Source organism: uncultured Pseudokineococcus sp., assembly GCF_947495735.1.
Classification (GTDB): Bacteria; Actinomycetota; Actinomycetes; order Actinomycetales; family Quadrisphaeraceae; genus Pseudokineococcus.
This window is the reverse complement of record NZ_CANMAA010000008.1, coordinates 102,981-129,229: the sequence shown is the minus strand read 5'-3', so window position 1 is coordinate 129,229 and position 26,249 is coordinate 102,981. Positions and strand designations below refer to the sequence as shown.

At 76.0% G+C, this 26,249-nt stretch carries 17 protein-coding genes and 2 pseudogenes; 14 read left to right on the top strand and 5 right to left on the bottom strand.

All coding sequences use genetic code 11. The annotated features are described in order from the left end of the window. Positions 1-2,418 (top strand): glycoside hydrolase family 9 protein, encoded by a 2,418-nt coding sequence (locus Q0848_RS12390; protein WP_299037981.1) that lies wholly within the window; start codon positions 1-3, stop codon positions 2,416-2,418. A gap of 67 nt (positions 2,419-2,485) precedes the next feature. Here Q0848_RS12390 and Q0848_RS12385 read toward each other — a convergent pair whose 3' ends face one another. Together Q0848_RS12385 and Q0848_RS12380 are read right to left on the bottom strand one after the other, a co-directional pair. Then, complete coding sequence (locus Q0848_RS12385) at positions 2,486-4,570, bottom strand: GGDEF domain-containing protein (RefSeq protein WP_299037979.1); 2,085 nt, start codon at positions 4,568-4,570, stop codon at positions 2,486-2,488. A gap of 9 nt (positions 4,571-4,579) precedes the next feature. Continuing rightward, positions 4,580-5,695 (bottom strand): GGDEF domain-containing protein, encoded by a 1,116-nt coding sequence (locus Q0848_RS12380; RefSeq protein WP_299037977.1) that lies wholly within the window; start codon positions 5,693-5,695, stop codon positions 4,580-4,582. A gap of 213 nt (positions 5,696-5,908) precedes the next feature. Between Q0848_RS12380 and Q0848_RS12375 the strand changes: the two genes are divergently transcribed. From Q0848_RS12375 to Q0848_RS12365, 3 genes are all read left to right on the top strand, one after another. Further along, a complete protein-coding gene (locus tag Q0848_RS12375) occupies positions 5,909-6,736 on the top strand; it encodes an alpha/beta fold hydrolase (protein ID WP_299037974.1) in 828 nt (275 codons plus the stop codon). After that, the gene (locus Q0848_RS12370) at positions 6,733-8,613 is read left to right on the top strand and encodes a bifunctional diguanylate cyclase/phosphodiesterase (protein ID WP_299037972.1); all 1,881 of its coding nucleotides are present in this window, start codon (positions 6,733-6,735) and stop codon (positions 8,611-8,613) included. Before Q0848_RS12375 ends, Q0848_RS12370 begins: the two co-directional genes overlap by 4 nt. A 190-nt stretch (positions 8,614-8,803) precedes the next feature. After that, positions 8,804-10,336, top strand: a complete 1,533-nt coding sequence (locus tag Q0848_RS12365; RefSeq protein WP_299037970.1) for a DHA2 family efflux MFS transporter permease subunit — start codon at positions 8,804-8,806, stop codon at positions 10,334-10,336. A 21-nt stretch (positions 10,337-10,357) separates the two neighbouring features. Here Q0848_RS12365 and Q0848_RS12360 read toward each other — a convergent pair whose 3' ends face one another. Beyond that, complete coding sequence (locus tag Q0848_RS12360) at positions 10,358-10,921, bottom strand: HPP family protein (protein WP_299037968.1); 564 nt, start codon at positions 10,919-10,921, stop codon at positions 10,358-10,360. A gap of 80 nt (positions 10,922-11,001) precedes the next feature. Here Q0848_RS12360 and Q0848_RS12355 point away from each other — a divergent pair, with 80 nt between their 5' ends. Next, positions 11,002-12,810 (top strand): GAF domain-containing protein, encoded by a 1,809-nt coding sequence (locus Q0848_RS12355; RefSeq protein ID WP_299037966.1) that lies wholly within the window; start codon positions 11,002-11,004, stop codon positions 12,808-12,810. A 30-nt stretch (positions 12,811-12,840) separates the two neighbouring features. Here the strand turns inward: Q0848_RS12355 and Q0848_RS12350 are convergent, their stop codons facing one another. Further along, positions 12,841-13,479: a response regulator transcription factor gene (locus tag Q0848_RS12350; RefSeq protein ID WP_299037964.1), complete on the bottom strand. Its 639-nt coding sequence runs from the start codon at positions 13,477-13,479 to the stop codon at positions 12,841-12,843. Positions 13,480-13,565: 86 nt separating this feature from the next. Here Q0848_RS12350 and Q0848_RS12345 point away from each other — a divergent pair, with 86 nt between their 5' ends. Beyond that, positions 13,566-14,069 carry a pyridoxamine 5'-phosphate oxidase family protein gene (locus Q0848_RS12345; protein WP_299037963.1) on the top strand — a complete coding sequence of 168 codons (504 nt, stop codon included), beginning with the start codon at positions 13,566-13,568 and terminating at the stop codon, positions 14,067-14,069. A 423-nt stretch (positions 14,070-14,492) separates the two neighbouring features. Here Q0848_RS12345 and Q0848_RS12340 read toward each other — a convergent pair. After that, a pseudogene (locus Q0848_RS12340) lies at positions 14,493-14,903 on the bottom strand (hemerythrin domain-containing protein); the annotation flags it as partial. Positions 14,904-15,042: 139 nt separating this feature from the next. On the opposite strand from Q0848_RS12340, the gene Q0848_RS12335 reads away from it, so the two are divergent. The 8 genes and pseudogenes from Q0848_RS12335 to Q0848_RS12300 all read left to right on the top strand — a co-directional run bounded on the left by Q0848_RS12335 (position 15,043) and on the right by Q0848_RS12300 (position 26,230). After that, positions 15,043-15,393 carry a cupin domain-containing protein gene (locus Q0848_RS12335; RefSeq protein WP_299037959.1) on the top strand — a complete coding sequence of 117 codons (351 nt, stop codon included), beginning with the start codon at positions 15,043-15,045 and terminating at the stop codon, positions 15,391-15,393. Positions 15,394-15,496: 103 nt separating this feature from the next. Continuing rightward, positions 15,497-19,243, top strand: a pseudogene (locus Q0848_RS12330) (nitrate reductase subunit alpha). A 37-nt stretch (positions 19,244-19,280) separates the two neighbouring features. Further along, the gene (gene narH / locus Q0848_RS12325) at positions 19,281-21,047 is read left to right on the top strand and encodes a nitrate reductase subunit beta (protein WP_299037957.1); all 1,767 of its coding nucleotides are present in this window, start codon (positions 19,281-19,283) and stop codon (positions 21,045-21,047) included. Next, positions 21,044-21,814 carry a nitrate reductase molybdenum cofactor assembly chaperone gene (narJ, locus tag Q0848_RS12320; protein WP_299037955.1) on the top strand — a complete coding sequence of 257 codons (771 nt, stop codon included), beginning with the start codon at positions 21,044-21,046 and terminating at the stop codon, positions 21,812-21,814. Before narH ends, narJ begins: the two co-directional genes overlap by 4 nt. Then, complete coding sequence (gene narI, locus Q0848_RS12315) at positions 21,811-22,551, top strand: respiratory nitrate reductase subunit gamma (protein WP_299037952.1); 741 nt, start codon at positions 21,811-21,813, stop codon at positions 22,549-22,551. Before narJ ends, narI begins: the two co-directional genes overlap by 4 nt. Positions 22,552-22,806: 255 nt before the next feature. Next, positions 22,807-23,970, top strand: a complete 1,164-nt coding sequence (locus Q0848_RS12310; protein WP_366146584.1) for an MFS transporter — start codon at positions 22,807-22,809, stop codon at positions 23,968-23,970. A gap of 89 nt (positions 23,971-24,059) precedes the next feature. Further along, complete coding sequence (locus tag Q0848_RS12305) at positions 24,060-25,310, top strand: globin domain-containing protein (protein ID WP_299037949.1); 1,251 nt, start codon at positions 24,060-24,062, stop codon at positions 25,308-25,310. Between the two features lie 182 nt (positions 25,311-25,492). Next, positions 25,493-26,230 (top strand): L,D-transpeptidase family protein, encoded by a 738-nt coding sequence (locus Q0848_RS12300; protein ID WP_299037947.1) that lies wholly within the window; start codon positions 25,493-25,495, stop codon positions 26,228-26,230. The last annotated feature ends 19 nt before the right edge of the window (positions 26,231-26,249 follow it).

Below are 26,249 nucleotides of genomic sequence, written 5' to 3'. Positions count from 1 at the left end.
ATGACGCGCCTCACCCGGCACCCCGCACCCGCCCGCTCCAGCGCCACCCGGTCCACCGCCACCCGGTCCACCGCCGCCCTGGCCGTCGCGGCGCTCGCGGCGACCGGCCTCGCCGTCGGCGCCGCGCCGGCCGGAGCCGCCGACGGCGCCGAGCAGGTGCGCAACGGCTCCTTCGACGACGGCCTGGCGGGCTGGAACGCCTACCCCGCGGCGTCGGTCGTGGACGGCCGCGGCTGCGTCGACGTGCCGGCCGGCAGCGGGCCCTACAGCGCCGCCATCACCCAGCAGGTGCCGCTGGAGGCCGGGGAGACGTACCGGCTCTCGATGGAGGCGCTCACCGAGCCGGCGACGGCGGCGAACGTGCGCGTCGTCGTCCAGGCCGGGGCGGACCTGAACTACCTGCAGTTCCTCCCGGCGCAGAAGCTGGCCCTCACCCCGGAGCCGTCGACCTCCTCGGCCACCTTCACGCCCGAGCAGGACTACGCCACCGCCGAGCTGGCCGTCCAGCAGGACATCACGAACCCGGCCGCCTACCGCCTGTGCGTCGACGACGTCAGCCTCACCGGCGGCGCGGAGCCCGACGTCTACGCGCCCGACACCGGCTCCCGCCTCAAGGTCAACCAGCTCGGGTACCTGCCGCGCGGCCCGAAGGAGGCCACCCTCGTCACCGAGTCGACCGAGCCGGTGCGCTGGGAGCTGCGCCGCGCCGACGGGAGGCGCCTGTCGCGGGGCACCACCACCCCGCGGGGCGTCGACCCGACCGCCGGCGTGAACGTGCACACCCTCGACCTCAGCCGCGTCCCGGTCTCCGGCGAGGGCTTCACGCTCGTCGCCGACGGGGCGACGAGCGAGCCCTTCACCATCGCGGCGGACCTCTACGAGCCGCTGCGCACCGACGCGAAGACGTTCTTCTACACCAACCGCAGCGGCATCGAGATCTCCGACGAGCTGGCCCCCGGCTACGGCCGGGAGGCCGGGCACGTCGGCGTCGCGCCGAACCAGGGCGACGCCGCGGTGCCGTGCCTGCCGCTCGACGACGACGCGCAGCAGCTCTACGTCGCCCAGGGCGGGGAGCCGTGGACGTGCGAGGGCACCCGCGACGTGACGGGCGGCTGGTACGACGCCGGCGACCACGGCAAGTACGTCGTCAACGGCGGCATCGCGGTGGCCCAGCTGATGCAGGAGCAGGAGCGACGCCTCACCGCGCCGTCCGCCGACCGCGGCGCCCTGGCCGACGGCGCGCTGCGCATCCCGGAGGCCGGCAACGGCGTCCCGGACCTGCTCGACGAGGCGCGCTGGCAGCTCGAGTGGATGCTCAAGATGCAGGTCCCCGCGGGCCAGCAGCACGCGGGGCTCGCTTACCACAAGGTCGCGGACGCCGACTGGACCGGTCTGCCGATGCTGCCCGCCGAGGACCCGCAGGCCCGCCGGCTCTACCGCCCGTCCACCGCGGCGGGGCTGAACCTGGCCGCAGCAGCCGCCCAGGGCGCGCGGCTGTGGCGGCCCTACGACGCCGCCTTCGCCGACCGGCTGCTCGAGGCCTCGCGGACCGCGTACGCCGCGGCGCAGGCGGAGCCGGACCTCTACGCCCCGGCCCCGGACGCCTCGGTCGACCCGAACCCGGGCAGCGGCCCCTACGACGACGACGACGTCACCGACGAGCTCTACTGGGCGGCCGCCGAGCTGTTCCTGACGACCGGCGAGGACGCCTACGCCGAGGACGTCCTGGCCTCGCCGCACCACACCGGCGACGTCTTCGGCGCCGACGGCTTCGCGTGGGGCGACGTCGCCGCGCTGGCGCGCCTCGACCTCGCGACGGTGCCGAGCGCGCTCCCGGACCGCGAGCGCGTGCGGGCCAGCGTGGTCGAGGGCGCGGACGGGTACGTCGCCGCCCAGCGGGACGAGCCGTTCGGCCAGCCCTACGCCCCCGAGGGCGACCGCTACGCCTGGGGCTCGAACAGCGCGATCACCAACAACCTCCAGGTGGTCGCGACGGCGTACGACCTCACCGGGGACGCGGTCTACGCCGACGCCGTGCTGCGCGGCATGGACTACCTCTTCGGGCGCAACGCCCTGGCGCAGAGCTACGTCACGGGCTACGGCGAGCGCGACAGCCGCAACCAGCACAGCCGGTGGTACGCCCACCAGCTGGACCCCTCGCTGCCGCACCCGCCCGCAGGGACCCTCTCCGGCGGGCCGAACTCGAGCGCCGCGACCTCCGGCGACCCGGTGGCGGCACCGATCCTCGGCGGGTGCGCGGCGCAGCTCTGCTACGTCGACGACATCGGGTCCTGGTCGACCAACGAGATCACGGTCAACTGGAACGCCCCGATGTCCTGGCTGGCCTCCTTCGCGGCGGACCTCGACCGCGGCGTCCAGGAGCGCGGCGCCCAGGAGCGGGGGCGCCCCGCGCGGTAGCCCGCTCCGGCCGGCGCCCCCCGCGCCCTCCGCGCAGGAGGAGGCGGGAGGCGCCGGCCGGCGTGCGCTACCCCCGGGATGCGCGCCCCAGCAGCGGCGCCCCCGGCTCCCGCTGCTCCGACCGCCGCTGCTCCGGCCGCCACTGCTCCGGCCGCCGGGGCGCCGGCAACCGCCCCGAGCCGTGCAGGCGCACCTGACCGCGGCCCGAGCGCTTCGCCGCGTACATGGCCGCGTCGGCGCGGCGGAGGACGGCGTCGGCGTCGGCGTCCGGGCCCGTCGCCGTGCACGCCCCGACGCTGGCGCTGATGGACTGGGACCCGCCCGCGAGCGCCACCGGCTCCTCCAGGAGCTGGACCACCCGGGAGCCGACGGCCACGAGCGCCCGCGCCGAGCCGACGTCCCGGCACAGCACGGCGAACTCGTCGCCCCCGAAGCGCGCGACGAGGTCGCCCGGGCGCACGGCCGCCGTCAGCCGGGCCGCGACGACGCGCAGCAGCTCGTCGCCCGCGGCGTGCCCCGCCGAGTCGTTGACCGCCTTGAAGCCGTCCAGGTCCACGAACAGCACACCGACCGCCGCGCCCCGGTCCACCGCCTCCCGCAGCCGGGCCGTCAGGACCTCGCGACCCGGCAGCCCCGTGAGCTCGTCGTGCTCGGCCTGGTGGCGCAGCGCCAGCTCCAGGTGCCGCTGGGCGGTGATGTCCTCGACGCTGACGAGCAGGTACGGCCGGCTGTGCCGCGGGGTGATGCGGGTGACGTCGAGCCGCCCCCGGCGGCCCCCCGCCGTGACGTGCTCGCACGTCGAGCGCTCGTCGCCGGCGCCCACGACCTCCAGCGCGCACGGGCCCTCGCCCTGGTGCGCAGCCGGGAGCTCCCGGACGGGGGTGCCCGCGAGCGCGGCGGGAGCGACGTCGAGGAAGGCGCCGAAGGAGGCGTTGACGACGCGGACCCGCGCGCAGCCGCCCGAGGACGGCGGCGCGCCCCCGGCAGCAGCGCCCCCGGGGGGACCTCCCAGGACGCTCGTCGGGCACCGGGCGAGGTCGACGAGGGCCATGCCCGCCGGGGCGTCGTCGAAGCCGCGGCGCAGCAGGTCCGCCCGGTCGTCGGCCGCCGCCTGCGCCCGGGTGAGCCCCGCCAGCAGCTCGTCGCGCTGGCGGCGGTACAGCGCCAGCGCCATCGCGGCGCCGGCCGCCACCGCCACGAAGCCCTGCGCCACCACGACGCGCGCCCCGGGGTCGAGCATCGAGAAGGGCCCGCTCCCCGCGTGCGTCCCGGCCACGACGACGACGCCCGCGACGACGGAGTGGACCGCCGCGTGGGCGGGGGTGGTGCGCAGGGCCAGCAGCAGGGACAGCGGGAGGGTGACGAAGGAGACGGGCACGTCCCTCCAGACCACGTAGACCAGCGCGTAGACCAGCCACGCGCCGAGGTGCAGCCCTCCCAGCCCGAGGTGGCGCCCGCGCGGCAGCCGGCGCAGCGACCGGGCCGCCGGGGGCCGGCCCGCGGACCGGCGGGCGGCGCGGTCGCCCAGCGCGAGGACGGCGCCCGCCAGCACGACCGTGCTCGCGACGTTGCGCAGCGTCCACTCGCCCGCCGTCTGCAGCAGCGGGTCCCCGTCCGCCACGGCCAGGGCGGCCGGGCCGACGAGCGCGCTGGCCAGCGACCCCGCCAGGGCGCTGGCGATGAGGGCGGTGAGGTCGGCCGGCTCGCGGAACCGGGGGCGCGCTGCCGGGCGCAGGGGCCTGCGCCCCCGGCGGGCGAGCCGCACGTGCGCCTCCGCGGCGACGAGGCCGTGCACCGCGTGGGCGGCGCCGAAGGCCGCGGCCACCCCGGGCTCGGCGCCGAGGACGAGGTTGGTCGTCGCCGACACGGCGCCGCCCAGGCCGACGACGGCCAGCACCGCGGGCCAGCCGCGGCGGCGCGCCGCCAGCGACCCGAGGTAGGTCACGGCGGCGACGGGGCCCACGAGGCTCATCTCGGTGCCCTCCGCGCGCGTCGAGCGCCCGAGCGCGACCGCCAGGGCCACGAGGACGCACCAGCCGACGAGGAGCGCGGGGTCGTGGGCGGTGCGCGCTGCCGTGCTGGACGTCCGGCTCGCCCCCGTGCGCGCGGCACGGGGCCCGGCGTCCTCGACGCCCGGCCCGAGGTGCTCCACCGGGGCCCCTCAGGCCCGCGGCGCGAGCGCCGCGCCCGGGGTCGAGGCGCGCTGGGCGGGTGGCGCCGGGGTCGGCGCCCCGCCGGGGACCGCCGCACCGCTCTCCCGCTCCGGCGCCCCGGCCACGGCGACGCCGTCCCGACCGGTGCGCTTGGCCCGGTAGAGCGCTGCGTCCGCCGCACGGTAGAGCCCCGGCAGGTCGGCGGCGTGGGACGGCGCGTGGGCGACCCCGACGCTGACGGTGGTGGGCAGCGGCGCCCCGCCGCGCCCGTCGAGGAGGAGCGGCCGTGCGCGCACCACCTCGACGACCGCCGCGCCGCGCCGCGCGGCGCCGGCGAGGGACTCCCCGGGCAGGAGCACCGCCAGCTCGTCCCCGCCCAGGCGGCTCACCACCGCGGACGGGCCGCTCACCTCGCGCAGCAGCCCGCCGAGGTGGACCAGCAGCGCGTCGCCGACCGGGTGCCCGTGGGTGTCGTTGACCCCCTTGAAGTGGTCGACGTCCACGACGACGAGCGCCGTGCCGTCCGCGGCGTCCGCGGACGTCAGGGCGCAGGCGGCCGCGTCGTCCAGGACCCGCCGCGTGACCAGCCCGGTCAGCGGGTCCACGGCGGCCTGGCGGCGGAGCTCGGCGAGCAGCCGGTCGCGCTGCCCGTTCACGCGGACCAGCAGGAGCGTGGTCGTGACGGCCACGACGCTGACGAACGCCCAGTCCGTGAGGGCCTGCGGGAGCGGCAGCAGCAGGAGGGTCGTGACGGCCTCGCCCGTGACGGAGATCGCCGTCACGAGCCAGGCGCCCGTGGGGCGCAGGTGCGTGGCGGCGAAGAGGACGGGCAGCAGGAAGAAGACCTGGGCGGCGGTGGTGGCGTCGCGCGTCAGCGCGTCGAGGACCGCCACCGCCGCGACGCCGAGCACGGGCAGCAGGCCGAAGGCCCACCCGGGGCAGCGCACGCGCACGAGCAGTCCCGCGACGACGACCATGGACAGCACCACGGCGACCACGACCGCTCCGCCCGCCGCGGGCGGGTGCACGGCCGCGCCGCCCCCGAGCACGGCCGCCGCCAGCAGCAGCACCACCTGGAGGGCGCGGGCGGCCGCCCTGGCGTCGCGGGGCGCGAAGAGGTCCACACCCCGGCCATCGGCGCGGGCGCCGCCCGCGGGAGCCCGCGCGCTGCGGCAGCACCCGTCCAGGTCAGCGGCCGCCCAGCTCGCGGCGCGCGGGCGCTCAAGTCCGCCGGCGCCGGTGCCGATGGGGAGCGCAGGTGGCGCAGCGCGTCCAGCACGAGGCGCGCTCGCCCACCCACCTCGAGGAGACGACCGCGACAGCCCCAGGAGACGACCATGCCCGCTCCGAGCGCCGCCGCGGTCACGCGACGCCACCACGTCACCCAGCTGGGCCGGTCGGGGGCGACCCCGGTCGTCTTCGCGCACGGGTTCGGCTCCGACCAGGACATGTGGCGCGACGTCGCCCTGCGCTTCACCGAGGACCACCGGGTCGTCCTCTACGACCAGGTGGGAGCCGGGCGCTCGGACCGCGAGGCGTACGACCCCCGGCGCTACGCGACGGTCGACGGCTACGCCGAGGACCTGCTGGAGATCTGCGAGGCCCTCGACCTGCGGGAGGCCGTCGTGGTCGGCCACTCCATCAGCGCGATGGTCGCGGTCGCCGCCGCCGCGCGGGACGCGAGCCGGATCGCCCAGCTCGTGCTCGTGGCCCCCTCGCCGCGCTACGTCGACGACCCGGAGACCGGCTACGTCGGCGGCTTCTCGACCGAGGACGTCGAGGAGCTGCTGGAGTCCCTCGACAGCAACTACTTCGCCTGGGCGGAGACGATGGCCCCCGTCGTCATGGGCAACCCGGACGCGCCCCACCTGGGGGAGGCGCTCGAGGCGGGCTTCTGCCGGCTCGACCCCGACGTCGCGCGCGACGTCGCCCGGCTCACCTTCCTGTCCGACAGCCGGGACCTGCTCCCGCGGGTGCCCGTCCACGCCGTCGTCCTGCAGTGCCGGCAGGACGCGCTCGCCCCCCCGGAGGTCGGTGCCCACGTGCACCGCGCCCTGCCGCACAGCACGCTCGTCCACCTGCGCGCGACGGGCCACTGCCCGCACGTCAGCGCGCCCGCGGAGACCGCCGCGGCGATCCGCGCCCACCTGCGCGTGCGGTCGTGACCGAGCCCCGCGACCGCGGCGTCGAGGCGCCGGCTGCCGGCGCCCCGCCGCGCTCGTCCGCCCCGCCCCGGCCGCGGGCGGACCGCGAGGGGGGCGAGCAGCCGGCCGTGCCGCCGCTCGTCCCCGCACGCCCCGACGTCGAGGCCCTGTGGCACGCGGCGCCCTGCGCCCACCTGCTCGTGTCCGCGGAGGGCCTGGTCACCGACGTCAACGAGACGTTCCTGCGATGGACCGGCCACGGGCGCGAGGACGTCGTCGGCTCCGCCTTCACGCGGCTGCTGCCCGTGGGCGACCGCATCCTCTACAGCACGAACGGGCTCCCCCAGCTCACCCTCACCGGTCGCCTGGACGAGGTCGCCCTGCAGATCCGCGGCGCCGACGGGACCCGGCAGGCCGCGCTGCTGAGCGCCGTCCGCCTGGACGGCGACGGGTCGGTGCTCGTGGCCCTCTTCAGCGCCGCCGGGCGGCGGCGCTACGAGCTGGGCCTGCTGACGGCGCGACGTCGGGCGGAGGCGTCCGAGGCCCGCACCGCCGAGGCCGAGGCGCAGGCGCAGCACCTGGTGCGCCACGACCCGCTGACGGGGCTGCTCAACCGCACCGGGCTGCTGGAGGTCCTCGACCGCGCGCTGCGGGCAGCCGACCGCGAGGCGCCGGCGGCGGTCCTCTACATCGACCTCGACGGCTTCAAGACGGTCAACGACAGCCTCGGCCACGCCTCCGGCGACGAGCTCCTCGTCGCGGCCGCGTCCCGGCTGCGCACCGCGCTGCCGGAGGACGCCGTGCTGGCGCGCCTGGCGGGCGACGAGTTCGCCGTCCTGCACGGCGTGCCGGTCGACGACGTGCCGCCCCTCGCGGAGGGGCTCCTCGCCGCCCTCGGGGCGCCCGTCCTGCTGTCCGGCGTCGAGGTCGTCGTGTCGGCGAGCATCGGGGTGGCGGTCGCCGACGACGCCGCGGGCGCGCGCGTCGCCACCCGGGAGGGCGGCCCCGGCGACGGCGCGGACGAGGCCGGCGAGCGCCTGCTGCAGCGCGCCGACGCCGCGATGTACCGCGCCAAGGCCGCGGGCCGCGCCTGCTGGCGGCGGCACGAGACGGGCTGCGCGGACCCGACCGCCGACCGCCTCCTCCTGCTCGAGCAGCTGCGGCACGCCATCACCGACGGCCAGCTGCGCCTGCACTACCAGCCGCGCGTGGAGGTCGGCAGCGGCGCCGTCGTGGGCGTCGAGGCGCTCGTGCGCTGGCAGCACCCCACCCGCGGCCTGCTGCCTCCCTCGGAGTTCGTCGACGTCGCCGAGGAGTCCGGCCTGGTCCGCGAGCTCGGCGCCTGGGTCCTCGAGGAGGCGGTCGCCCAGGCCGTGCGCTGGGAGCGGCACCCCGACGGCGCGGCGGTGCAGATGGCCGTCAACGTGTCGGCGCGCCAGCTGGTCGACCCCGAGCTGGTCCCCGCCATCACCGAGCTGCTCGAGCGGCACGGCCTCCCCGCGCCCCGCCTGGTGCTGGAGATCACCGAGACCGCGCTGATGCGCGAGCCCGAGGTGGCGCTCGCCGCGCTGAGCAGCCTCCGGGCGCTCGGCCTGCACCTGGCGGTCGACGACTTCGGCACCGGCTACTCGAGCTTCACCTACCTCAAGCGGTTCCCCGTGGACGAGCTGAAGATCGACCGCTCCTTCGTCGCGGGGATGACCACCGACCCGCGCGACCACGCCATCGTGGCGAGCTGCGTGGGCCTCGGCCACGCCCTGGGCGTGGTCGTCGTCGGCGAGGGCGTGGAGACGCCCCAGCAGCGCGCGGCGCTCGAGGCCCTCGGCTGCGACCTGGCGCAGGGCTACTCCTTCAGCCGACCGGTCCCCCCGGGGCCGGTGCCGCCGACCGCGTCCTGAGCCCGGTGCTCGGCCCGCCCGCCGGGCGCCCCGCAGGAGCTCCCTCGCCCCCGCGGGACGCGCGTGACCGGCCCCGCCGGTGCGGGGTGCCGGGAGGCCCTCGGAATGCCGCGGCGGCCGCCGCGCTTGCCGCTCGTGGTCGGGCACGCGCGCGGCCGTCCTCGCACGACCCGAGAGTTCGGAGCAGCCCGTGACCGCCACTGCGCCCCGCACCAGCGGCGCCGACGACCCGGTCGGCGGTCGGCCGTCGGGCGGCCGCGCGCGCCGACGGCGCGACGTGCCGCACTGGATGGTCCTGGTCGTCGCGGCGACGGCGCAGTTCATGGTCATCCTCGACGTGAGCATCGTGAACGTCGCGCTGCCGTCGATGCGCACGGACCTGGGCCTGTCGACCGCCGGCCTGCAGTGGGTGGTCAACGCCTACGCCCTGGCCTTCGCGGGGCTGCTGCTGCTCGGCGGGCGCGCGGGCGACCTCTTCGGGCGCAAGCGCGTGTTCCTGTGGGGGGTGGCGCTCTTCTCGCTGGCCAGCCTGGTCGGCGGGTTCGCGCAGACCGAGACCTGGCTCGTGGCGGCGCGCGCGGCGCAGGGCGTCGGCGGTGCCGTCCTCGCGCCGGCCACGCTCAGCCTCCTGACGACGACCTACACCGAGCCGGCCGAGCGCGCCCGGGCCCTCGGCGTGTGGGGCGCGGTCGGCGGCGCCGGCGGCGCGATGGGCGGGCTCGTCGGCGGTGTGCTGACCGAGCTGCTCAGCTGGCGGTGGGTGCTCTTCGTCAACGTGCCGCTCGGCGTCCTGCTCATCGCGGGGGCGGCGTGGGCGCTGGTCGGCTCCGCGCCCGTCGTCCGCCGCCTGCGCGACCTCGACGTGCCCGGCAGCCTGACCGTGACCCTCGGCCTGACGTCCGTCGTCTACGGCGTCGTGAGCGCGGAGACGAGCTCGTGGACGTCCGCGGTCGTGCTCGCCCCGATCGCCGTCGGCCTCGCGCTGCTGGCGCTGTTCGTGCTCATCGAGCGCCACGCGCCCCGCCCGCTCGTCCCGCTGGACATCTTCCGGCGCCGCGCCCTGTCCGCCGCGAACGGCGTCGCCCTCACCGTCGGCATGGGCATGTTCTCGTTCTGGTTCTTCATGTCGCTGCAGCTGCAGCGCGTCTACGGCTTCGACGCCCTCGACGCCGGCCTGGCGTTCCTGCCCGCGAGCCTGGCCCTCGTGGCCGGGACGGTGGTCTCCGGGCGCATCGCCCAGCGCACCGGTCCCCGGCCGCTGCTCGTCGTCGGGCCCCTCGTCTCCGCGGCCGGCCTCCTGTGGCTGTCGGCGTCCTCGCCGAGCGGCAGCTACGTCGGCGAGCTGCTCGGGCCGACGATGCTGGCCGGCCTGGGCATCGGCCTGACCATGGTCCAGCTGGCCGCCGCGGCCACGGCCGGCGTCCCCGGCGAGCAGGCCGGCCTGGCGTCGGGGCTCATCAACACCTCGCGGCAGATGGGCGGCGCCATCGGCCTGGCCGTCCTGTCCACGATCGCCGCCGCCCACACCGCCTCGGTGCTGGGCACCGAGGACGCCGACGCCGCGGCGTCCGCCGGGGCCGCGGGCGTCGAGGCCCTGGCCGCCGGCTACGACCGCGGCCTGCTCGTCGGCGCGGTGATCGTCGCCTCCGGTGCGCTCGTCGGGCTGCTCGTGCCGCGCGAGCCCCGGGCGCGCGACCGCGAGCCCGTCGCGTCGGCCGACTGACCGGCCCGAGGGGCGGGCGGGTCAGACGCCCGACTCGCCCTCGGGTCCCCACAGGCTCTGCCGGACGCCGAGGAGCCGGTTGAGGCCCACGCCGACGACGGTCAGCAGCAGGACCCCTCCGGCCACGGTGGCCACGTCGGACCAGCTCGTCAGGACGCCGAGGCTGAACAGCAGCGCCGTCGCCCCGGCCGGCGGGTGCGGGGCCTCCAGCCGCGACAGGAGGAACGCCGTCACCCCGACCGCCACCGCGGCCACGACGACGCGCAGGAGCGTCAGCCCCTCCTCCGTCACCGGCGGGTGGTCGGCCAGCCCGGACAGGTGGAGGCTGCTGGAGCCCGCCACGAGCGCGATGCCGTGCCCGACGACGACGCTGCGGGGCGCCGACGTCTGCTGGTGCGGGCTCTCGACGAAGAGCATCACCGTGGGCGCGAGGCTGGGGAAGACCAGCGGCTGCCCCACGAGCAGCCCGACGAGCCCGCAGACGGACAGGACGACCAGCGCCACGACCCCCGCGTACAGCGCCGGGCCGGTCTTGGGCGCGCGCTCGCGCGCCGCCGCCTGCAGGTCGATCCGTCGGTCAGCCATGGCGGCATCCTCACAGCCGCCGGACCGACGTCCGGGTCATGATCGCGAGCGGGGACCGGTGGTGCGTAGCATCGCCGCGCGTGGCCAGTCCCTCGACGTCCGACCCCGGGGGCGACCCCTCGGCGCCCTCCGCGGACTACCGGCTGGCCGACGCCGCGCCGCCCTCGGCGACGCCGCGGGTCACGCCGAGCTCCGTGGGGTCCGGGAGCGACCTCCCCGCCGAGCCGGTGGGGAGCGGACCCCTCGACGGCCGCTGGGAGGCGCTGCTCGACGCGGTCGTGGCGATCGGCGGGGACCTGGACCTGCACGCCGTCCTGGAGCGCATCGTCAGTGCCGCGCGCCTGCTGTCCGGGGCCCGCTACGCCGCCCTGGGCGTCATCGGGCCCGACGGGCTCCTGACCGACTTCGTCACCTCCGGCCTGGACGCGGAGACCATCGCCCGCATCGGGGACCTCCCCCGCGGCCGCGGCGTGCTCGGCGAGCTCATCCGCCACCCCGAGCCCCTGCGCCTGGACGACATCGCCCAGCACCCGCGCTCGGTCGGCTTCCCGGCCGACCACCCCCGCATGCGCGGCTTCCTCGGGGTGCCCGTCCGCACCGGTGACCGCGTGTTCGGCAACCTGTACCTGACGGACAAGCAGGGCGGCGGGGACGACGAGGGCGGCGGCTTCACGGCCGACGACGAGGCCGTCGTCAGCGCGCTGGCGTCCGCGGCCGGCGCGGCGGTCGACAACGCGCGCCTCTTCGAGCAGGGGCTGCGCCGCCAGCGCTGGCTGGCCGCAGCCGCCACGGCCGCCCGCTCCCTCGTGGGCAACGGCCGCGCGGCGGGCACCCAGGAGATCACGGGGCAGGCCCGTGCGGCCGCCGGCGCCGGCGGGGCCGCCCTCCTCCTGGCCGCGGGCGGGGGGCCGCTGGTCGTCGAGGCCGTCGACGGCGAGGTCGGCCTCGCCGTCGGCGACCACCTGCCGGAGGACGTCGCCGTGACGGCGGACGCGGCCTGCCGCGACGGCGAAGGGCTGGAGTGCGACGAGCTGCACTGGGCCCCGGGGCCGCTGGCGCGCGCCCTGGACCTGCCGGAGCGGGGCGCTGCGCTCGTGCGGCCCCTGGGACGGCGGCGCGACGACCTGCCCGCCGGCGCCGACGACGTCACGGGGCTGCTCGTGCTCGCCTGGCCGCGGGGAGCCGGCCGCGAGGCGGCCCAGCACGTCCTGGACCAGGACGCCGCCGAGGTCTCGGCCTTCGCCGAGCAGGTCGCGCTCGCCCTCGAGGTGGCCCGGGCGCAGGCCGACCGGGCGCGGCTCGCGGTCTACGGCGACCGGGACCGCATCGCCCGCGACCTCCACGACCTCGTCATCCAGCGGATCTTCGCCGTCGGGCTGTCGCTGCAGGCGGTGGGCCAGGGCGCCGTCCCGGCCCCGCTGGCGCAGCGGCTGGACCGGGCGGTCGACGACCTCGACGAGACGATCAAGGACGTGCGGCGCACGATCTTCGCCCTCCACAGCCGCCCCGGCGAGGGCGACCTGCGCGCCGACGTCGACCACGAGCTCGCCCTCGCCGCCGACCGGCTCGGCTTCGCGCCGTCGCTGGTCGTGGGCGGCCCGCTCGGCTCGGTCCCGGCGCCGCTGCGGGCGGACCTGCTGGCGGTGCTGCGCGAGGCGCTGTCCAACGCCGCCCGGCACGCGGGGGCGAGCGCGGTCGACGTGCGGGTGGAGGTCGGTGAGGAGGCGCTCGTCAGCGTCGTCGACGACGGCCGCGGCGTGCCGTCGGGGCCGGGGCGGCGCAGCGGCCTCGCCAACCTCGAGCAGCGGGCGCGGGCCCGCGGCGGCGTCCTGGAGATCGGCCCCGGCGCGGCGGGCGGGGCGTCGGTGCGCTGGCGCGTGCCCCTGTAGGGACGCACCGCCGCCGGGCGGCGCCGCGGGTCAGCGCTCCTCGTGCAGGCGCGCGACGAACACCGCGGCCTGGGTCCGGCGCTCCATCCCCAGCTTCGCGAGCAGCCCCGTCACGTGGTTCTTCACCGTCTTCTCGGCGAGGAAGAGCTCGGAGCCGATCTGCCGGTTGGTCTTCCCCTCGGCGATGCGGTCGAGCACCGAGCGCTCGGTCGGCGTCAGCGAGGCCAGCCGCGGGTCCTCGGCGGGGCCGCTGCGCAGCCGCTCCAGCACGCGCGCGGTCACCGCCGGGTCGAGCAGCGACTGGCCGGCGCCCACCCGGCGCACGGCGTCGACGAGGTCGGCCGAGCGCACCTGCTTGAGCACGTACCCCGCGGCCCCGGCCATGATCGCGGCGAAGAGCGCGTCGTCGTCGTCGAAGGACGTGAGGACCAGCGCCCGGATGCTCGGGTCGGCGGAGCGGACCTCGCGGCACACGTCGATGCCGGAGCCGTCCGGCAGGCGCGCGTCGAGGACGGCGACGTCCGGGCGCGTCGCCGGGATGCGGCGCAGCGCCTCGGCGGCGGTCGACGCCTCGCCGACCACCTCGAGGTCGCCGGCCTGCTCCAGCAGGTCGCGCAGGCCGCGGCGGACGATCTCGTGGTCGTCGAGGAGGAAGACGCGCAGGGGCACCCGAGCACCGTAGAGGGGGCCTGGGGCCCGTCGCGGGGGACCTTCGTCCCGGGGTGAGCCGCCCCGCGGGTGCCGATCCTGGCTCGGTGAGCCCCCTCCCCCCGACCGCCCCCGTCGGTGCAGCCCCGCGCCGCGGCCCGGGCCCCGACCTGGGCCCCGACCTGGACCCCGGCGACGGCACCGGCGACGGCACCGAGGTCGACCTCGCCACGTGCTGGCGGCTGCTCAGCGGCGTCCGGCGGGTGCGGGTGGCCTACACCAGCGGGGCGCTGCCGGCGCTCGACGCCGTCCCGGTGGTCCTGGACGGCTCGACGCTCGTGCTGCTGGCCCGCGCGGGGTCGACCCTGGCCCGCGCGGCGCACGGCGGCGTCGTCGCCGTGCAGGCCGACGGCGGCCCGGTGCCGGTCCTCGGCGGGCCCTCGACCGCGCCGGCTCCGGCTGAGTGGTCGGTCACCGTCACCGGCCGGGCGGAGGTCGTCGACGTCGACGGCGGCCTGGCCGCCGCGATGGCGCGCACCGGTGTGCCCCGCCGCCCCGGCGAGGTCCTGGTGCGGGTGCACGCCGACATCGTCGAGGGCCGGCGCCGCTGACCCGCGCGCCGTCGACGACGGTGGCCTCGACGGGGCGCGCGGACGCGTCGCCCTGCGCCGCAGTCCGTCCCGCCCACGGCGCGGACCGGTCGGCCCGTGCCCGCCCGCTGGGCGGGCGAGCGGACGGGCGGGCGGGCGGGCGGGCGGGCGGAGAAGTCGGGGCGCGGCGAGGCGCGCTCCCGGAGGTGCCCGGCGGGCGAGGAGCGGCGGGCGACCGGAGGGGGTCGCCCGCGCGGCTCCCGTCGGCGCGGGCGCCCCTGCTGACGAGGCGGCCGAGGGCCGCAGCACCGGTGCTGGTCAGACCTGGGCCTGGGGGCGCGCGGAGTCGTGGTCGTGCGGGTGGTCGTGGCCGTGGGCGTGCTGGTGGTCCTGGTCGTGCGGGTGCGCGTGCTGGGGGGTGCCGGTGACGGCGGGGTCCTCGTGCAGGCGCTCCCACTGGTCGCCGTCGAGGGAGGTGAGCGCCGCCGGGAAGAGGCCGTTCTCCTCCTTCTCGATGTGCTCGCGCAGGGCGAAGAGGAGGGCTTCGAGGCCCGACCAGTCCCCGCCGCGGCACACGGCGAGCCGCTCGTCGAGGTCTCGGTGCTCGCCGCAGAGCCGGTCGACGTGCTCGGTGAAGACCTCGTCCTGGCGCAGCTCGGCGAAGAGGCCGCGCTCCTCGAGGGCGGTGTGGGGGTGCAGGAGGGACTCCAGCTCCTCCAGGAGCCGGACCGCCCGGTGTGTCTCGCCCGCGGCGACCGCCCGCTGGAGCAGGCCGCCGGCGTTGACGACGGCCTCGTGCTCCGCGGTGAGCTGGCCGATCAGGACGACGTCCCGGCACCCGCAGTAGCTGCACATCGAGAGACCTCCTCCGGCGGGACCATCTGCCCCGCAGGCAGTCTCCGCTCCCCTCCGCGGCCGACCGCTCGCCGGAGGTCCCTGGTCGCGGGACGTAGGTCCTAGGGGGCGGACCGCCCAGGTCCCCCAGGGTCGGGGCATGGACAGGACCTCCTTGACCGCCCTCGCCCGAGACGAGCTCGACCGCGCCCGGACGGCGCCGGCGCAGCGGTCGGCGCGGACGGTCTCCGGCGGCTCCGGGCACCTGCTGCGGCAGACGGCGATCGCGCTGCTGTCGGGCGCCTCCCTCTCCGAGCACCGCAACCCGGGCGAGGCCACGGTCCAGGTGCTCCTCGGCCGGGTGCGGATGACCGCCGGCGACGACGCGGGCGAGGCCGCCGAGGGCGAGCTCCTCGCCGTCCCCGACGCCGTCCACGCCCTGGAGGCGCTGGAGGACTCGGTGGTCCTGCTCACCGTCGCCGAGCACGAGCAGGTGCTCGCCGAGGGCTGACCACGTCGCAGCGCGCACCCGGCGGGGCAGGAGGACGCCCCCCGCCGGACCGAGAGCAGCAGCGCCACGGGCGGACGGCCACGGGCACGAGGAGGACACGGTTGTGACCAGCACCAGCGAGGGCAGGACCAGCACGAGCCTGGGGGAGGGCGGCTTCGACGGGCAGGTCTACGAGGCCCTCGTCCGCACGTCGCGCTTCTTCCGCAAGGGCGAGGTGAGCGCCGACCTGCGCTCCCTGCACCAGGCCGGCGGCCGCGACGCCGACAGCTTCTACCGGGACCGCTGGTCCCACGACAAGGTCGTCCGCTCGACGCACGGCGTGAACTGCACGGGCTCGTGCTCGTGGAAGGTGTACGTCAAGGACGGCATCATCACGTGGGAGGCGCAGCAGACGGACTACCCGTCGACCGGGCCGGACCGCCCCGAGTACGAGCCCCGGGGCTGCCCCCGCGGCGCCGCCTTCTCCTGGTACACCTACTCCCCCACCAGGGTCCGCTACCCCTACGTGCGCGGGTCCCTGCTGGAGATGTACCGCGAGGCGAAGCAGCGCCTCGGCGACCCGGTGCTGGCGTGGGAGGACGTCGTCAGCGACCCCGAGCGGGCTCGCCGGTACAAGTCCGAGCGCGGCAAGGGCGGCCTCGTCCGCGCCAGCTGGGACGAGGCGACGGAGATGATCGCCGCCGCCCACGTGCACACCATCGGGACCTACGGCCCGGACCGCGTCGCCGGCTTCTCCCCGATCCCCGCGATGTCGATGGTCTCCCACGCGGCCGGCTCGCGGTTCATGTCGCTCATCGGCGCCCCGATGCTGTCCTTCTACGACTGGTACGCCGACCTGCCGGTCGCCTCCCCGCAGGTCTTCGGCGACCAGACCGACGTGCCGGAGTCCGGCGACTGGTAGGACGCGTCCTACCTCGTGCTGTGGGGCTCCAACGTCCCCGTCACCCGCACGCCCGACGCCCACTGGATGACCGAGGCGCGCTACCGCGGGCAGAAGGTCGTCGTGATGTCGCCCGACTACTCGGACGCGACCAAGTTCGCCGACGACTGGCTGGCCCCGCACCCGGGCACCGACGGCGCGCTGGCGATGGCGATGGGCCACGTCGTCCTCCAGGAGTTCTTCGTCGACCGGCAGGTGCCGCGCTTCGTCGACTACGTCAAGCGCTACACCGACCTGCCGTTCCTGCTCACCCTCGAGCAGCGCGGCGACGCCTACGTCCCGGGCAAGTTCCTCACCGCCGCCGACCTCGGCGCCACGGGCGAGGGCGCGGAGTTCAAGACCGTGCTGATCGACTCCGCCGACGGGCAGGCGCACGCCCCGAACGGCTCGCTCGGCTTCCGCTTCGGCGAGGAGGGCAAGGGCCGCTGGAACCTCGACCTGGGCGAGGTCGACCCCGCGCTGTCCCTGCTCGACCTGCCCGGCTCCGGGAGCGGCGCCGACGGCGCCGTGCAGGACGCGGTCGAGGTGGACCTCGCGCGCTTCGACACCCCCCGCGGCGAGGGCGCCGTCCTGCGCCGCGGCGTCCCGGCGCGCCGCGTCGGCGGCCACCTGGTGACCACGGTCTACGACCTGCTGCTCGCGCAGTACGGCGTCGGCCGCCCCGGGCTGCCCGGGCAGTGGCCGAGCGGGCTCGACGACGCGAGCGAGCCGTGCACGCCCGCCTGGCAGGAGGAGCTGACCGGCGTCCCCGCCGCCGCCGCCGCGAAGATCGGGCGCGAGTTCGCCCAGAACGCGGAGGACTCCGGCGGCCGCTCCATGATCATCATGGGCGCCGGCACCAACCACTGGTACCACTCCGACACCATCTACCGCGCCTTCCTCACCCTGACGACGCTCACGGGCTGCCAGGGCGTCAACGGCGGCGGCTGGGCCCACTACGTCGGGCAGGAGAAGTGCCGACCCGTCACCGGGTGGATGACGCTGGCCGGCGCGCTGGACTGGGCGCGTCCGCCGCGCCAGATGATCCAGACCGCGTACTGGTACCTGCACACCGACCAGTGGCGCTACGACCAGACGACGATGGAGGGCGTCTCCTCCCCGCTCGGCACGGGGCGGTTCGAGGGCAGGGCCCCCGCCGACGTCCTGGCGGAGTCGGCGCGGATGGGCTGGATGCCCTCCTACCCGACCTTCGACCGCAACCCGCTGGACCTGGCGGACGAGGCCGAGGCCGCGGGCAAGGAGCCGGGGCAGCACGTGGTCGACGAGCTCACGGAGGGCCGGCTGCGCTTCGCGGGCGAGGACCCCGACGCACCGGAGAACTTCCCCCGGATCCTGTCCATCTGGCGCGCGAACCTGCTGGGCTCCTCCGCCAAGGGCAACGAGTACTTCCTCAAGCACCTGCTCGGCGCCGACTCCTCCGTCCGCGCGTCCGAGACGCCGCCCGAGGCGCGGCCGAAGGACCTGCGCTGGAGGGAGGAGGCGCCCACCGGCAAGCTCGACCTGCTGCTGACGCTGGACTTCCGGATGACCAGCACCACGGTCTTCTCCGACATCGTGCTGCCGGCGGCCACCTGGTACGAGAAGCACGACCTCAGCACCACGGACATGCACCCCTACGTGCACTCCTTCAACCCGGCGATCTCGCCGCCGTGGGAGACGCGCACGGACTTCGACGCGTGGGGAGCCATCGCCCGCTCCTTCAGCCGCCTCGCCACCGAGCACCTGGGCGTGCGGCGCGACCTGGTGGCCCTGCCGCTGCTGCACGACACCCCGGACGAGATGGCCAACCCCCGCGGGGTCGTGCAGGACTGGGCGAAGGGCGAGTGCGAGCCGGTCCCGGGCCGGACGATGCCCAAGATCCAGGTGATCGAGCGGGACTACGGGGCCGTGGCCAGCAAGTGGGCCTCGCTCGGGCCGCTCGTGGAGGAGAAGGGGCTGCAGGTCAAGGGCGTCCTGACCACGCCGGACCGGGAGGTCGACCACCTGCGCCGCAAGAACGGCGCCTTCCGCGGGAGCGGGGTGGCCGACGGGCGCCCGAACCTGACCCGCGACGTGCACTGGTGCGAGACCATCCTCGCCCTGTCGGGCACGACGAACGGGCGCCTGGCCGTCCAGGGGTTCGAGCACGTCGAGGAGCGCACGGGCCGGCGCCTGGCCGACCTCGCCGCCGAGCGCGAGGGCGACCTGATCACCTTCGTCGACACGCAGCAGCGGCCGACGCCGGTCATCACCTCCCCGGAGTGGTCGGGCAGCGAGACCGGCGGGCGCCGGTACTCGCCCTTCACGGTGAACGTCGAGCGGCTCAAGCCGTGGCACACCCTCACGGGGCGCATGCACTTCTTCCTCGACCACGACTGGATGACCGAGGCGGGCGAGAACCTGCCGGTCTTCCGGCCGCCGCTCGACATGCACGCGCTCTTCGGCGAGCCGCACGTCGGCGAGAAGGGCGAGCTCGGGATCACCGTGCGGTACCTGACGCCGCACAACAAGTGGTCGATCCACTCCGAGTACCAGGACAACCTCTTCATGCTCTCCCTCTCCCGGGGCGGCCCGACGATCTGGATGAGCACGCAGGACGCCGCCGCGATCGGCGTGAAGGACAACGAGTGGATCGAGGCGGTCAACCGCAACGGCGTCGTCGTCGCCCGGGCGATCGTGTCCGAGCGCATGCCCGAGGGCACCGTCTACATGCACCACGCGCAGGACCGGCTCATCGACGTCCCGCTCGCGGAGACGTCCGGCAAGCGCGGCGGCATCCACAACTCCCTCACGCGCCTGTTCCTCAAGCCGACGCACCTGATCGGCGGGTACGCCCAGCTCTCCTTCGCCTTCAACTACCTCGGCCCGACCGGCAACCAGCGCGACGAGGTCACCGTGATCCGCCGCCGCGACCAGGAGGTCCAGTACTGATGCCCAGGAGCGCAGCGACCACGAGCGGAGCGGCTCGATGAGGCTGATGGCCCAGATGGGCATGGTCATGAACCTCGACAAGTGCATCGGATGCCACACCTGCTCGGTCACCTGCAAGCAGGCGTGGACCAACCGCTCGGGCGTCGAGTACGTGTGGTTCAACAACGTCGAGACCCGCCCCGGCCAGGGCTACCCGCGGACCTACGAGGACCAGGAGCGCTGGAAGGGCGGCTGGGTGGTCGGCCGCGGGGGCCGGCTGCAGCTGCGCACCGGCAGCCGGCTCCGGCGGCTGATGACGATCTTCTCCAACCCGGTGCAGCCGTCGATGGGCGACTACTACGAGCCGTGGACGTACGACTACGACACCCTGCTGAACGCCCCGGTGCAGGAGCACACGCCGGTCGCGCGGCCGGAGTCGATGATCACGGGCAAGCCCATGAAGGTGGAGTGGAGCGCCAACTGGGACGACGACCTCGGCGGCGCACCGGAGCTGACGCAGGCCGACCCGGTGCTCCGCAAGATCTCGGCCGAGGTCAAGGAGAAGTTCGAGCAGACCTACATGTTCTACCTGCCGCGGATCTGCGAGCACTGCATCAACCCCTCGTGCGCGGCCTCCTGCCCCTCCGGCGCCATCTACAAGCGCGAGGAGGACGGGATCGTCCTGGTCGACCAGGACCGCTGCCGCGGGTGGCGCATGTGCGTCACCGGGTGCCCCTACAAGAAGATCTACTTCAACCACCGCACCGGCAAGGCCGAGAAGTGCACGTTCTGCTTCCCGCGCGTGGAGGTCGGCATCCCGACGGTCTGCTCCGAGACGTGCGTGGGGCGCCTGCGCTGCATGGGCATCGTCCTCTACGACGCCGACCGCGTCCTCGAGGCCGGCTCGACGCCCGACCCGCAGGACCTCCAGGACGCCCAGCGGTCGCTGATCCTCGACCCCGAGGACCCGGAGGTCATCCGCGCCGCCCGCCGGGCCGGCATCGCCGAGGACTGGATCGACGCGGCCCAGCGCTCCCCGATCTACGCGCTGATCAACCGGTACCAGGTGGCCCTGCCCCTGCACCCGGAGTACCGCACGATGCCGATGGTCTGGTACATCCCGCCGCTGTCGCCCGTCGTCGACGCCCTCACCGAGACGGGCCACGACGGCGAGGAGGCCGGCAACCTCTTCGGCGCCATCGAGTCGCTGCGGATCCCCGTGGAGTACCTGGCCGAGCTCTTCACCGCCGGGGACACCGACCGGGTGACCCGGGTGCTGCGCAAGCTCGGCGCCATGCGCTCGTACATGCGCGACCTGAACCTGGGCCGCCCGGCGCAGGAGTCGATCGCCGAGGCGGTCGGCATGACCGGGCGCGACGTCGAGGACATGCACCGCCTGCTCGCCATCGCCAAGTACGAGGACCGGTACGTCATCCCCACCGCGCACAGCGAGCACGGCCCGGGCGGTGAGGAGTACGCCTCGGGCTGCTCTCTCGACTACGACGGCGGCCCGGGGATGGGCGGGCCGGACGGGGGCTGGGGGCCGTTCGGCGAGACGTCGGGGGGCACCACCCCCATCGCGGTGGAGAACTTCCACATGCTCGCCCAGCGGCAGACCACGGACACGATCGCCGCCCCGCGGGACAAGTCGCAGCGCGTCAACCTCCTGAACTGGGACGGCAAGGGCGCGCCCGAGAGGCTGTTCCCGCGCCGCGACGGCGAGGCGCGGCCGACGGACGAGCCCACCGGCGGGGGCACCCAGCCCGGTGAGCCGGGCAGCCTCGACCACGACCCGACGAGCGGTGACCCGGAGCCGAGGCCGTGAGGCGGGGCACCCGCGGCTCCGCGGGGAGCGCCGGCGACGCCCAGCGGGCCACGGCCCGCCAGGTCGCCTCGCTCCTGCTCGACTACCCCGGCGAGGAGCTGCAGTCCCGGCTGCCGCTGCTGCGCGCCGCCGTAGCGCCGCTGCCGGTCGACCTCGCCGGTCCGCTCGGCCGCGCGCTCGACCACGTGGAGACGACGCCCCTGGCCCAGCAGCAGGCCGACTACGTCGCGACCTTCGACCTGCGCCGGCGGTGCTCGCTGTACCTGACCTACTACACCTACGGCGACACCCGGAAGCGCGGGATGGCGCTGCTGCAGTTCAAGCACCTGTACTCCCGCGCCGGGCTGGCCCTCGGCGACGCCGAGCTCCCCGACCACCTCGCGGTCGTCCTGGAGTTCGCCGCCACGGGCGACGCCCGGCGCGGGGAGCGGCTGCTGACCTCGTACCGCACGGGGGTCGAGCTCATCCGGCTGGCCCTGGAGGAGCGCGGCTCGCCCTACGTCGACGTGCTGCGGGCCGTGTGCGCCACTCTGCCGGCCCTGCCCGCGCAGGACCGCGAGTCCGTGCTGGCGCTGGCCCGCCAGGGCCCGCCGACCGAGGACGTGGGCCTGGACCCGTACGGCACGACGCCGTTCTCCCCGCCCGACGTCATGCCCGGGCCACCTACCGGGACCCCTCCCGGGCGGAGCACGACCGCCCTGCCGACTCCCACCCTCCGGCGCCCCTCGGACCTCGAGAGCGCCTCCTCGACAGGAGCCTCCGCGTGAACCCCCTCGACGTCGTGCTCTGGGTGGTCGTCCCCTACGTGGCCATGGCGGTGTTCGTCGTCGGGCACTACTGGCGCTACCGGTACGACAAGTTCGGGTGGACGACGCGCTCGTCCCAGCTCTACGAGAGCCGGCTGCTGCGCTGGGGCAGCCCGCTGTTCCACTTCGGCATCCTCGCCGCCCTCGGCGGGCACGTCGTCGGCCTCGGGATCCCCACGTCCTGGACGGAGGCGGCGGGCATCCCCGAGCACGCCTACCACGTCGTCGCCGTGGGCCTGGGCGCCGTCGCCGGCATCGGCACGATCGCCGGCCTCGCCATCCTCATCTACCGGCGGCGCACCGTGGGGCCGGTCTTCTCGGCCACCACGCGCAACGACAAGCTCATGTACGTCCTGCTGACGACCACGATCCTGCTCGGGCTCAGCAACACCGTGCTCGGCAACTTCGTCGGCGAGGGCGTGGACTACCGGCACACGGTCTCCCCGTGGTTCCGCGGGCTCTTCTACTTCTCGCCGAAGCCCGAGCTGATGGCCGAGGCCGGCCTGGGCTACCAGCTGCACGCGCTGTCGGCCTGCGCGCTGTTCGCGGCGTGGCCCTTCACGCGGCTCGTCCACGTGTTCAGCGCGCCCCTCGGGTACTTCACGCGCCCGTACATCGTCTACCGCAGCCGGACCCCGCAGCTGGGCAGCCGCGCCACCGCTCGCGGGTGGGACCGCGTCGGGTCCTCCCGCCGCTGAGCCGCCCCGCCGCACCACCTCGGCCGCACCACCTCGGCCGCACCGCCGCCGCCGCACCACTGCAGCCGCACCCCCGGGGGCGCCCCGCCCCTTCCCGCTCATCCCTGCGCACCCCTGAGGAGCAGCGCGATGCCGTCCGCGCGCACCACCCGCCACACCGCTGGCAGCACCCCCGGCACGACTCCCGGCACGACCACCGGCGGGGCCGCCGCGTCCCGTCCCGCGGCGACGCCCGTCCCGCCGGGCGCCTGGGCCATGCTCGCGGTCGCGACCGTCGGCTTCGCCGTGAACTTCTGGGCGTGGGCCCTCATCGCCCCGCTCGGCTCCTTCTTCGCCGACTCCCTGCAGCTGTCCGCGATGCAGAAGTCCCTGCTGGTCGCCGTGCCCGTCGTCGTCGGGTCCCTCGGGCGCATCCCCGTCGGCGCGCTGACCGACCGCTTCGGCGCCCGCGTGATGTTCCCCGTGGTGACGGCGCTGACGATCGTCCCCGTCCTGTTCGTGGGGCTCGTGGCGCCGGACTCGTACACGCTGCTCGTGCTGGGCGGCGTCGTCCTCGGGCTCGGCGGCACGACGTTCGCCATCGGGGTGCCCTTCGTCAACGCCTGGTTCCCGCCGGAGCGGCGCGGGACGGCCATCGGCATCTTCGGCATCGGCATGGGCGGCACGGCCATCGCCTCCTTCACCACCGTGGCGCTGAAGGACGCGCTGGCGCTGAGCTTCCCGTTCGTCCTCGTCGCCGTGGCGCTCGCCGCGTTCGCGGTCGTCTCCGCGATCGTGCTCCGCGACCCGCCCGGTCGCCAGCCCGCCTCGGGCAGCGCGCTGCGCCGCGCCTGGGACACCGCCCGGATGCCGGTGACGCTGCAGCTGTCCTTCCTCTACGCCGTCGGCTTCGGCGGGTTCGTCGCCTTCAGCGTCTACCTGCCCACCTACCTGCGGGACGCCTTCGGCCTCACCCCGGGCGACGCCGCCGTCCGCACCGCCGGCTTCGTCGTCCTCGCCGTCGCGATGCGCCCCATCGGCGGGTGGCTCTCGGACCGGGTGCACCCCGTGCCCGTGCTCGTCACCTGCTTCTCGGTGGTGGCGGTCTTCGCCGCCGTCTCCGCGTTCGAGCGGCCGCTCGCTCCCGTGGGCACCATCGCCTTCCTGGCCATGGCGGCGGCGCTCGGCACCGCCTCCGGCGCCGTGTTCGCGCTCGTCGCCCTCGTCGCACCGGCCGGGACGGTCGGCTCGGTGACCGGCGTCGTCGGCGCGGCCGGCGGGCTCGGCGGCTTCGCCCCGCCCCTGCTGATGGGCGCCATCTACGGCTGGCAGGGCAACTACCGGCCCGGGCTGGCCCTGCTCGCAGCGGTCGCCCTGGTCGCCGCGCTCTACACGTGGTTCGCCATGCGCTCCCTCGCAGGCCGTCCCGCGCAGCCCTGACCCGGAGCCCTGACCCGCAGTCGTGACCCGCAGTCGTGACCCGCTGCGCGGCACCACGTCTCACGACCCGACGACCCGGAAGAGGTCCCATGTCGATCCTGTCCCCCAGCTCCGCCGAGGTCGTGCGCGCGACGCTGCCCGCCGTCCAGGCCCACGGCGTCCAGATCACGACGACCTTCTACGCCGCGATGCTCTCGGCGCACCCCGAGCTGCTGCGCACCTTCAACGCCGCCAACCAGGCCAGCGGCGAGCAGCAGCAGGCTCTGGCGATGTCCGTCGTCGCCTACGCAGAGCACCTGCTCGCCCAGGACGGCGACGACGCCGGCCCGGGCGGTGACGTCGACTTCGACCGCGTGATGGCCCGCATCGCGCACAAGCACGCGGCGCTCGACATCCGCCCCGAGCAGTACCTGGTCGTCGGCCGGCACCTGACGGAGGCGGTCGGCGAGGTCCTCGGCGACGCCGTGACGGCGGAGGTCGCCCGGGCGTGGGACGAGGTGTACTGGCTGTTCGCCGTGCAGCTCGTCGCCGCCGAGGCCCGCCTGTACCAGGGGGCCGGCGTCGACCCCGAGGACCCGTGGCGGGAGTGGGTGGTGCGCGCCAAGGAGGCGAGCACCGAGGAGGTCACGTCCTTCGTCCTCACCCCGGCGGACGGCGACGCCGTGCCCGACTTCTCGCCGGGCCAGTACGTCTCCGTGGTCGTCGACCTGCCGGACGGGCGCCGCCAGCCCCGCCAGTACACGCTCTCCCGCGGCCCCGGCCGGGACTCCCTGCGCATCAGCGTGCGCCGGGTCGCGGCGCACGACGGCGCCCCGGAGGGCGCCGTGTCGACGTACCTGCACGACGACGTCCGCGAGGGCGACGCGCTGCTGCTCAGCGAGCCCTTCGGCGAGGTCGTGCTGGACACCTCGACGGCGCCGCTGGTGCTCGCGAGCGCCGGCGTCGGCATCACGCCGATGGCGGCGATGCTCGACACCGTGGCGCGGCGGACGCCGGACCGGCAGGTCGTGCTGGTGCACGCCGACCGCTCGCGGGACGTCCACCCGCTGCGCGAGGAGGTCGACGCCCTGAGCGCGCAGCTGCCGCGGGCCGAGCAGCACGTCTGGTACGAGCGCCCCGGCGCCGACCCGGTCACCGGCGGCGGCGCGGTGCCGCGGGAGGGCTTCGTCGACATGGCCGACGTCGCCGTCCCCGACGGCGCGGTGGCGTACGTGTGCGGGCCGCTGCCGTTCATGCGCGAGGTGCGCGCCGGGCTGCTGCGCCAGGGCGTGCCGGCCGAGCGCATCCACTACGAGGTCTTCGGCCCCGACCTGTGGGCCGCCACGGGGTCGGCGGGCTGAGCCCCGCGGGGCCCTGCGTCGTCCCCCGGTGCGCCGGTGCGTCGTCCACCGATCCGCCGAAGCGCCGGACACGAGCCGTCGCGGCGAGGACGATCAGGCGTGCGCGGCGACGACCACGTCGTCACGCTCGGTGCGAGGACGTGGGGGCGGCCATGCGACGAGGGACGACGACGACACACCTGGTGAGGACGGCGACGGCAGCTGCGGCAGCAGCTCTGGTCGTCCTCGGCACGGGCGCGGGGGCGGGGGCGACGACCCCGCGGGTCGGGTCGGCGCCACCTGCCCTCACCGCCTCGGCTGCCGGCTCGACCGCAGCGGCGCCGGTCCTGCGCCGCGGCGACCGCAGCGCCGCGGTCCTGGCGGCGCAGAAGCGGCTCAGCGCGCTGGGGTACTGGCTCGGCACGCCGGACGGCGCGTTCGGCCCGCTCACGGAGCAGGCGGTCTTCGCCCTGCAGGGGGCGGCCGGGCTGTCGCGCGACGGCGTCCTGGGGCCGAGGACCCGCCGGGCGCTGGACTCCGGCGTCGTCCCGCGGGCCAGCACGCGCAGCGGGCGCGCCGTGGAGGTCGTGCGCGACGCCGGGCTCGTCCTGTTCGTCGACGGCGGGCGCGTCCGGACGGTCCTGCACACGTCCACCGGGACGTTCGAGTACTACCGGAACAGCAAGGGCGGGCGGAGCCTCGCGGACACCCCCGCGGGGACCTTCCGCGTCAGCTGGGCCCAGGACGGCTGGCGGGACGCGGCGCTCGGCCGGCTGTACCGGCCGCGGTACTTCCACCCGGACGGCATCGCCGTCCACGGCTCCACGAGCATCCCGGCCTACCCGGCGTCCCACGGGTGCGCCCGGGTGAGCACCGCGGCGATGGACATGATCTGGAGCAAGGGCCTGATGCCGATCGGGAGCACCGTGGTCGTGCGCTGAGACGTCGCCCCGACCAGGG

Bases quoted from the DNA above. Each gene is read 5' to 3' on its own strand.
- Q0848_RS12390 (WP_299037981.1), top strand. From the start codon at position 1: ATGACGCGCCTCACCCGGCACCCCGCACCCGCCCGCTCCAGCGCCACC.
- Q0848_RS12375 (WP_299037974.1), top strand. From the start codon at position 5,909: ATGCCCGCTCCGAGCGCCGCCGCGGTCACGCGACGCCACCACGTCACC.
- Q0848_RS12360 (WP_299037968.1), bottom strand. From the start codon at position 10,921: ATGGCTGACCGACGGATCGACCTGCAGGCGGCGGCGCGCGAGCGCGCG.
- Q0848_RS12335 (WP_299037959.1), top strand. From the start codon at position 15,043: ATGGACAGGACCTCCTTGACCGCCCTCGCCCGAGACGAGCTCGACCGC.
- narH (WP_299037957.1), top strand. From the start codon at position 19,281: ATGAGGCTGATGGCCCAGATGGGCATGGTCATGAACCTCGACAAGTGC.
- Q0848_RS12310 (WP_366146584.1), top strand. From the start codon at position 22,807: ATGCTCGCGGTCGCGACCGTCGGCTTCGCCGTGAACTTCTGGGCGTGG.
- Q0848_RS12305 (WP_299037949.1), top strand. From the start codon at position 24,060: ATGTCGATCCTGTCCCCCAGCTCCGCCGAGGTCGTGCGCGCGACGCTG.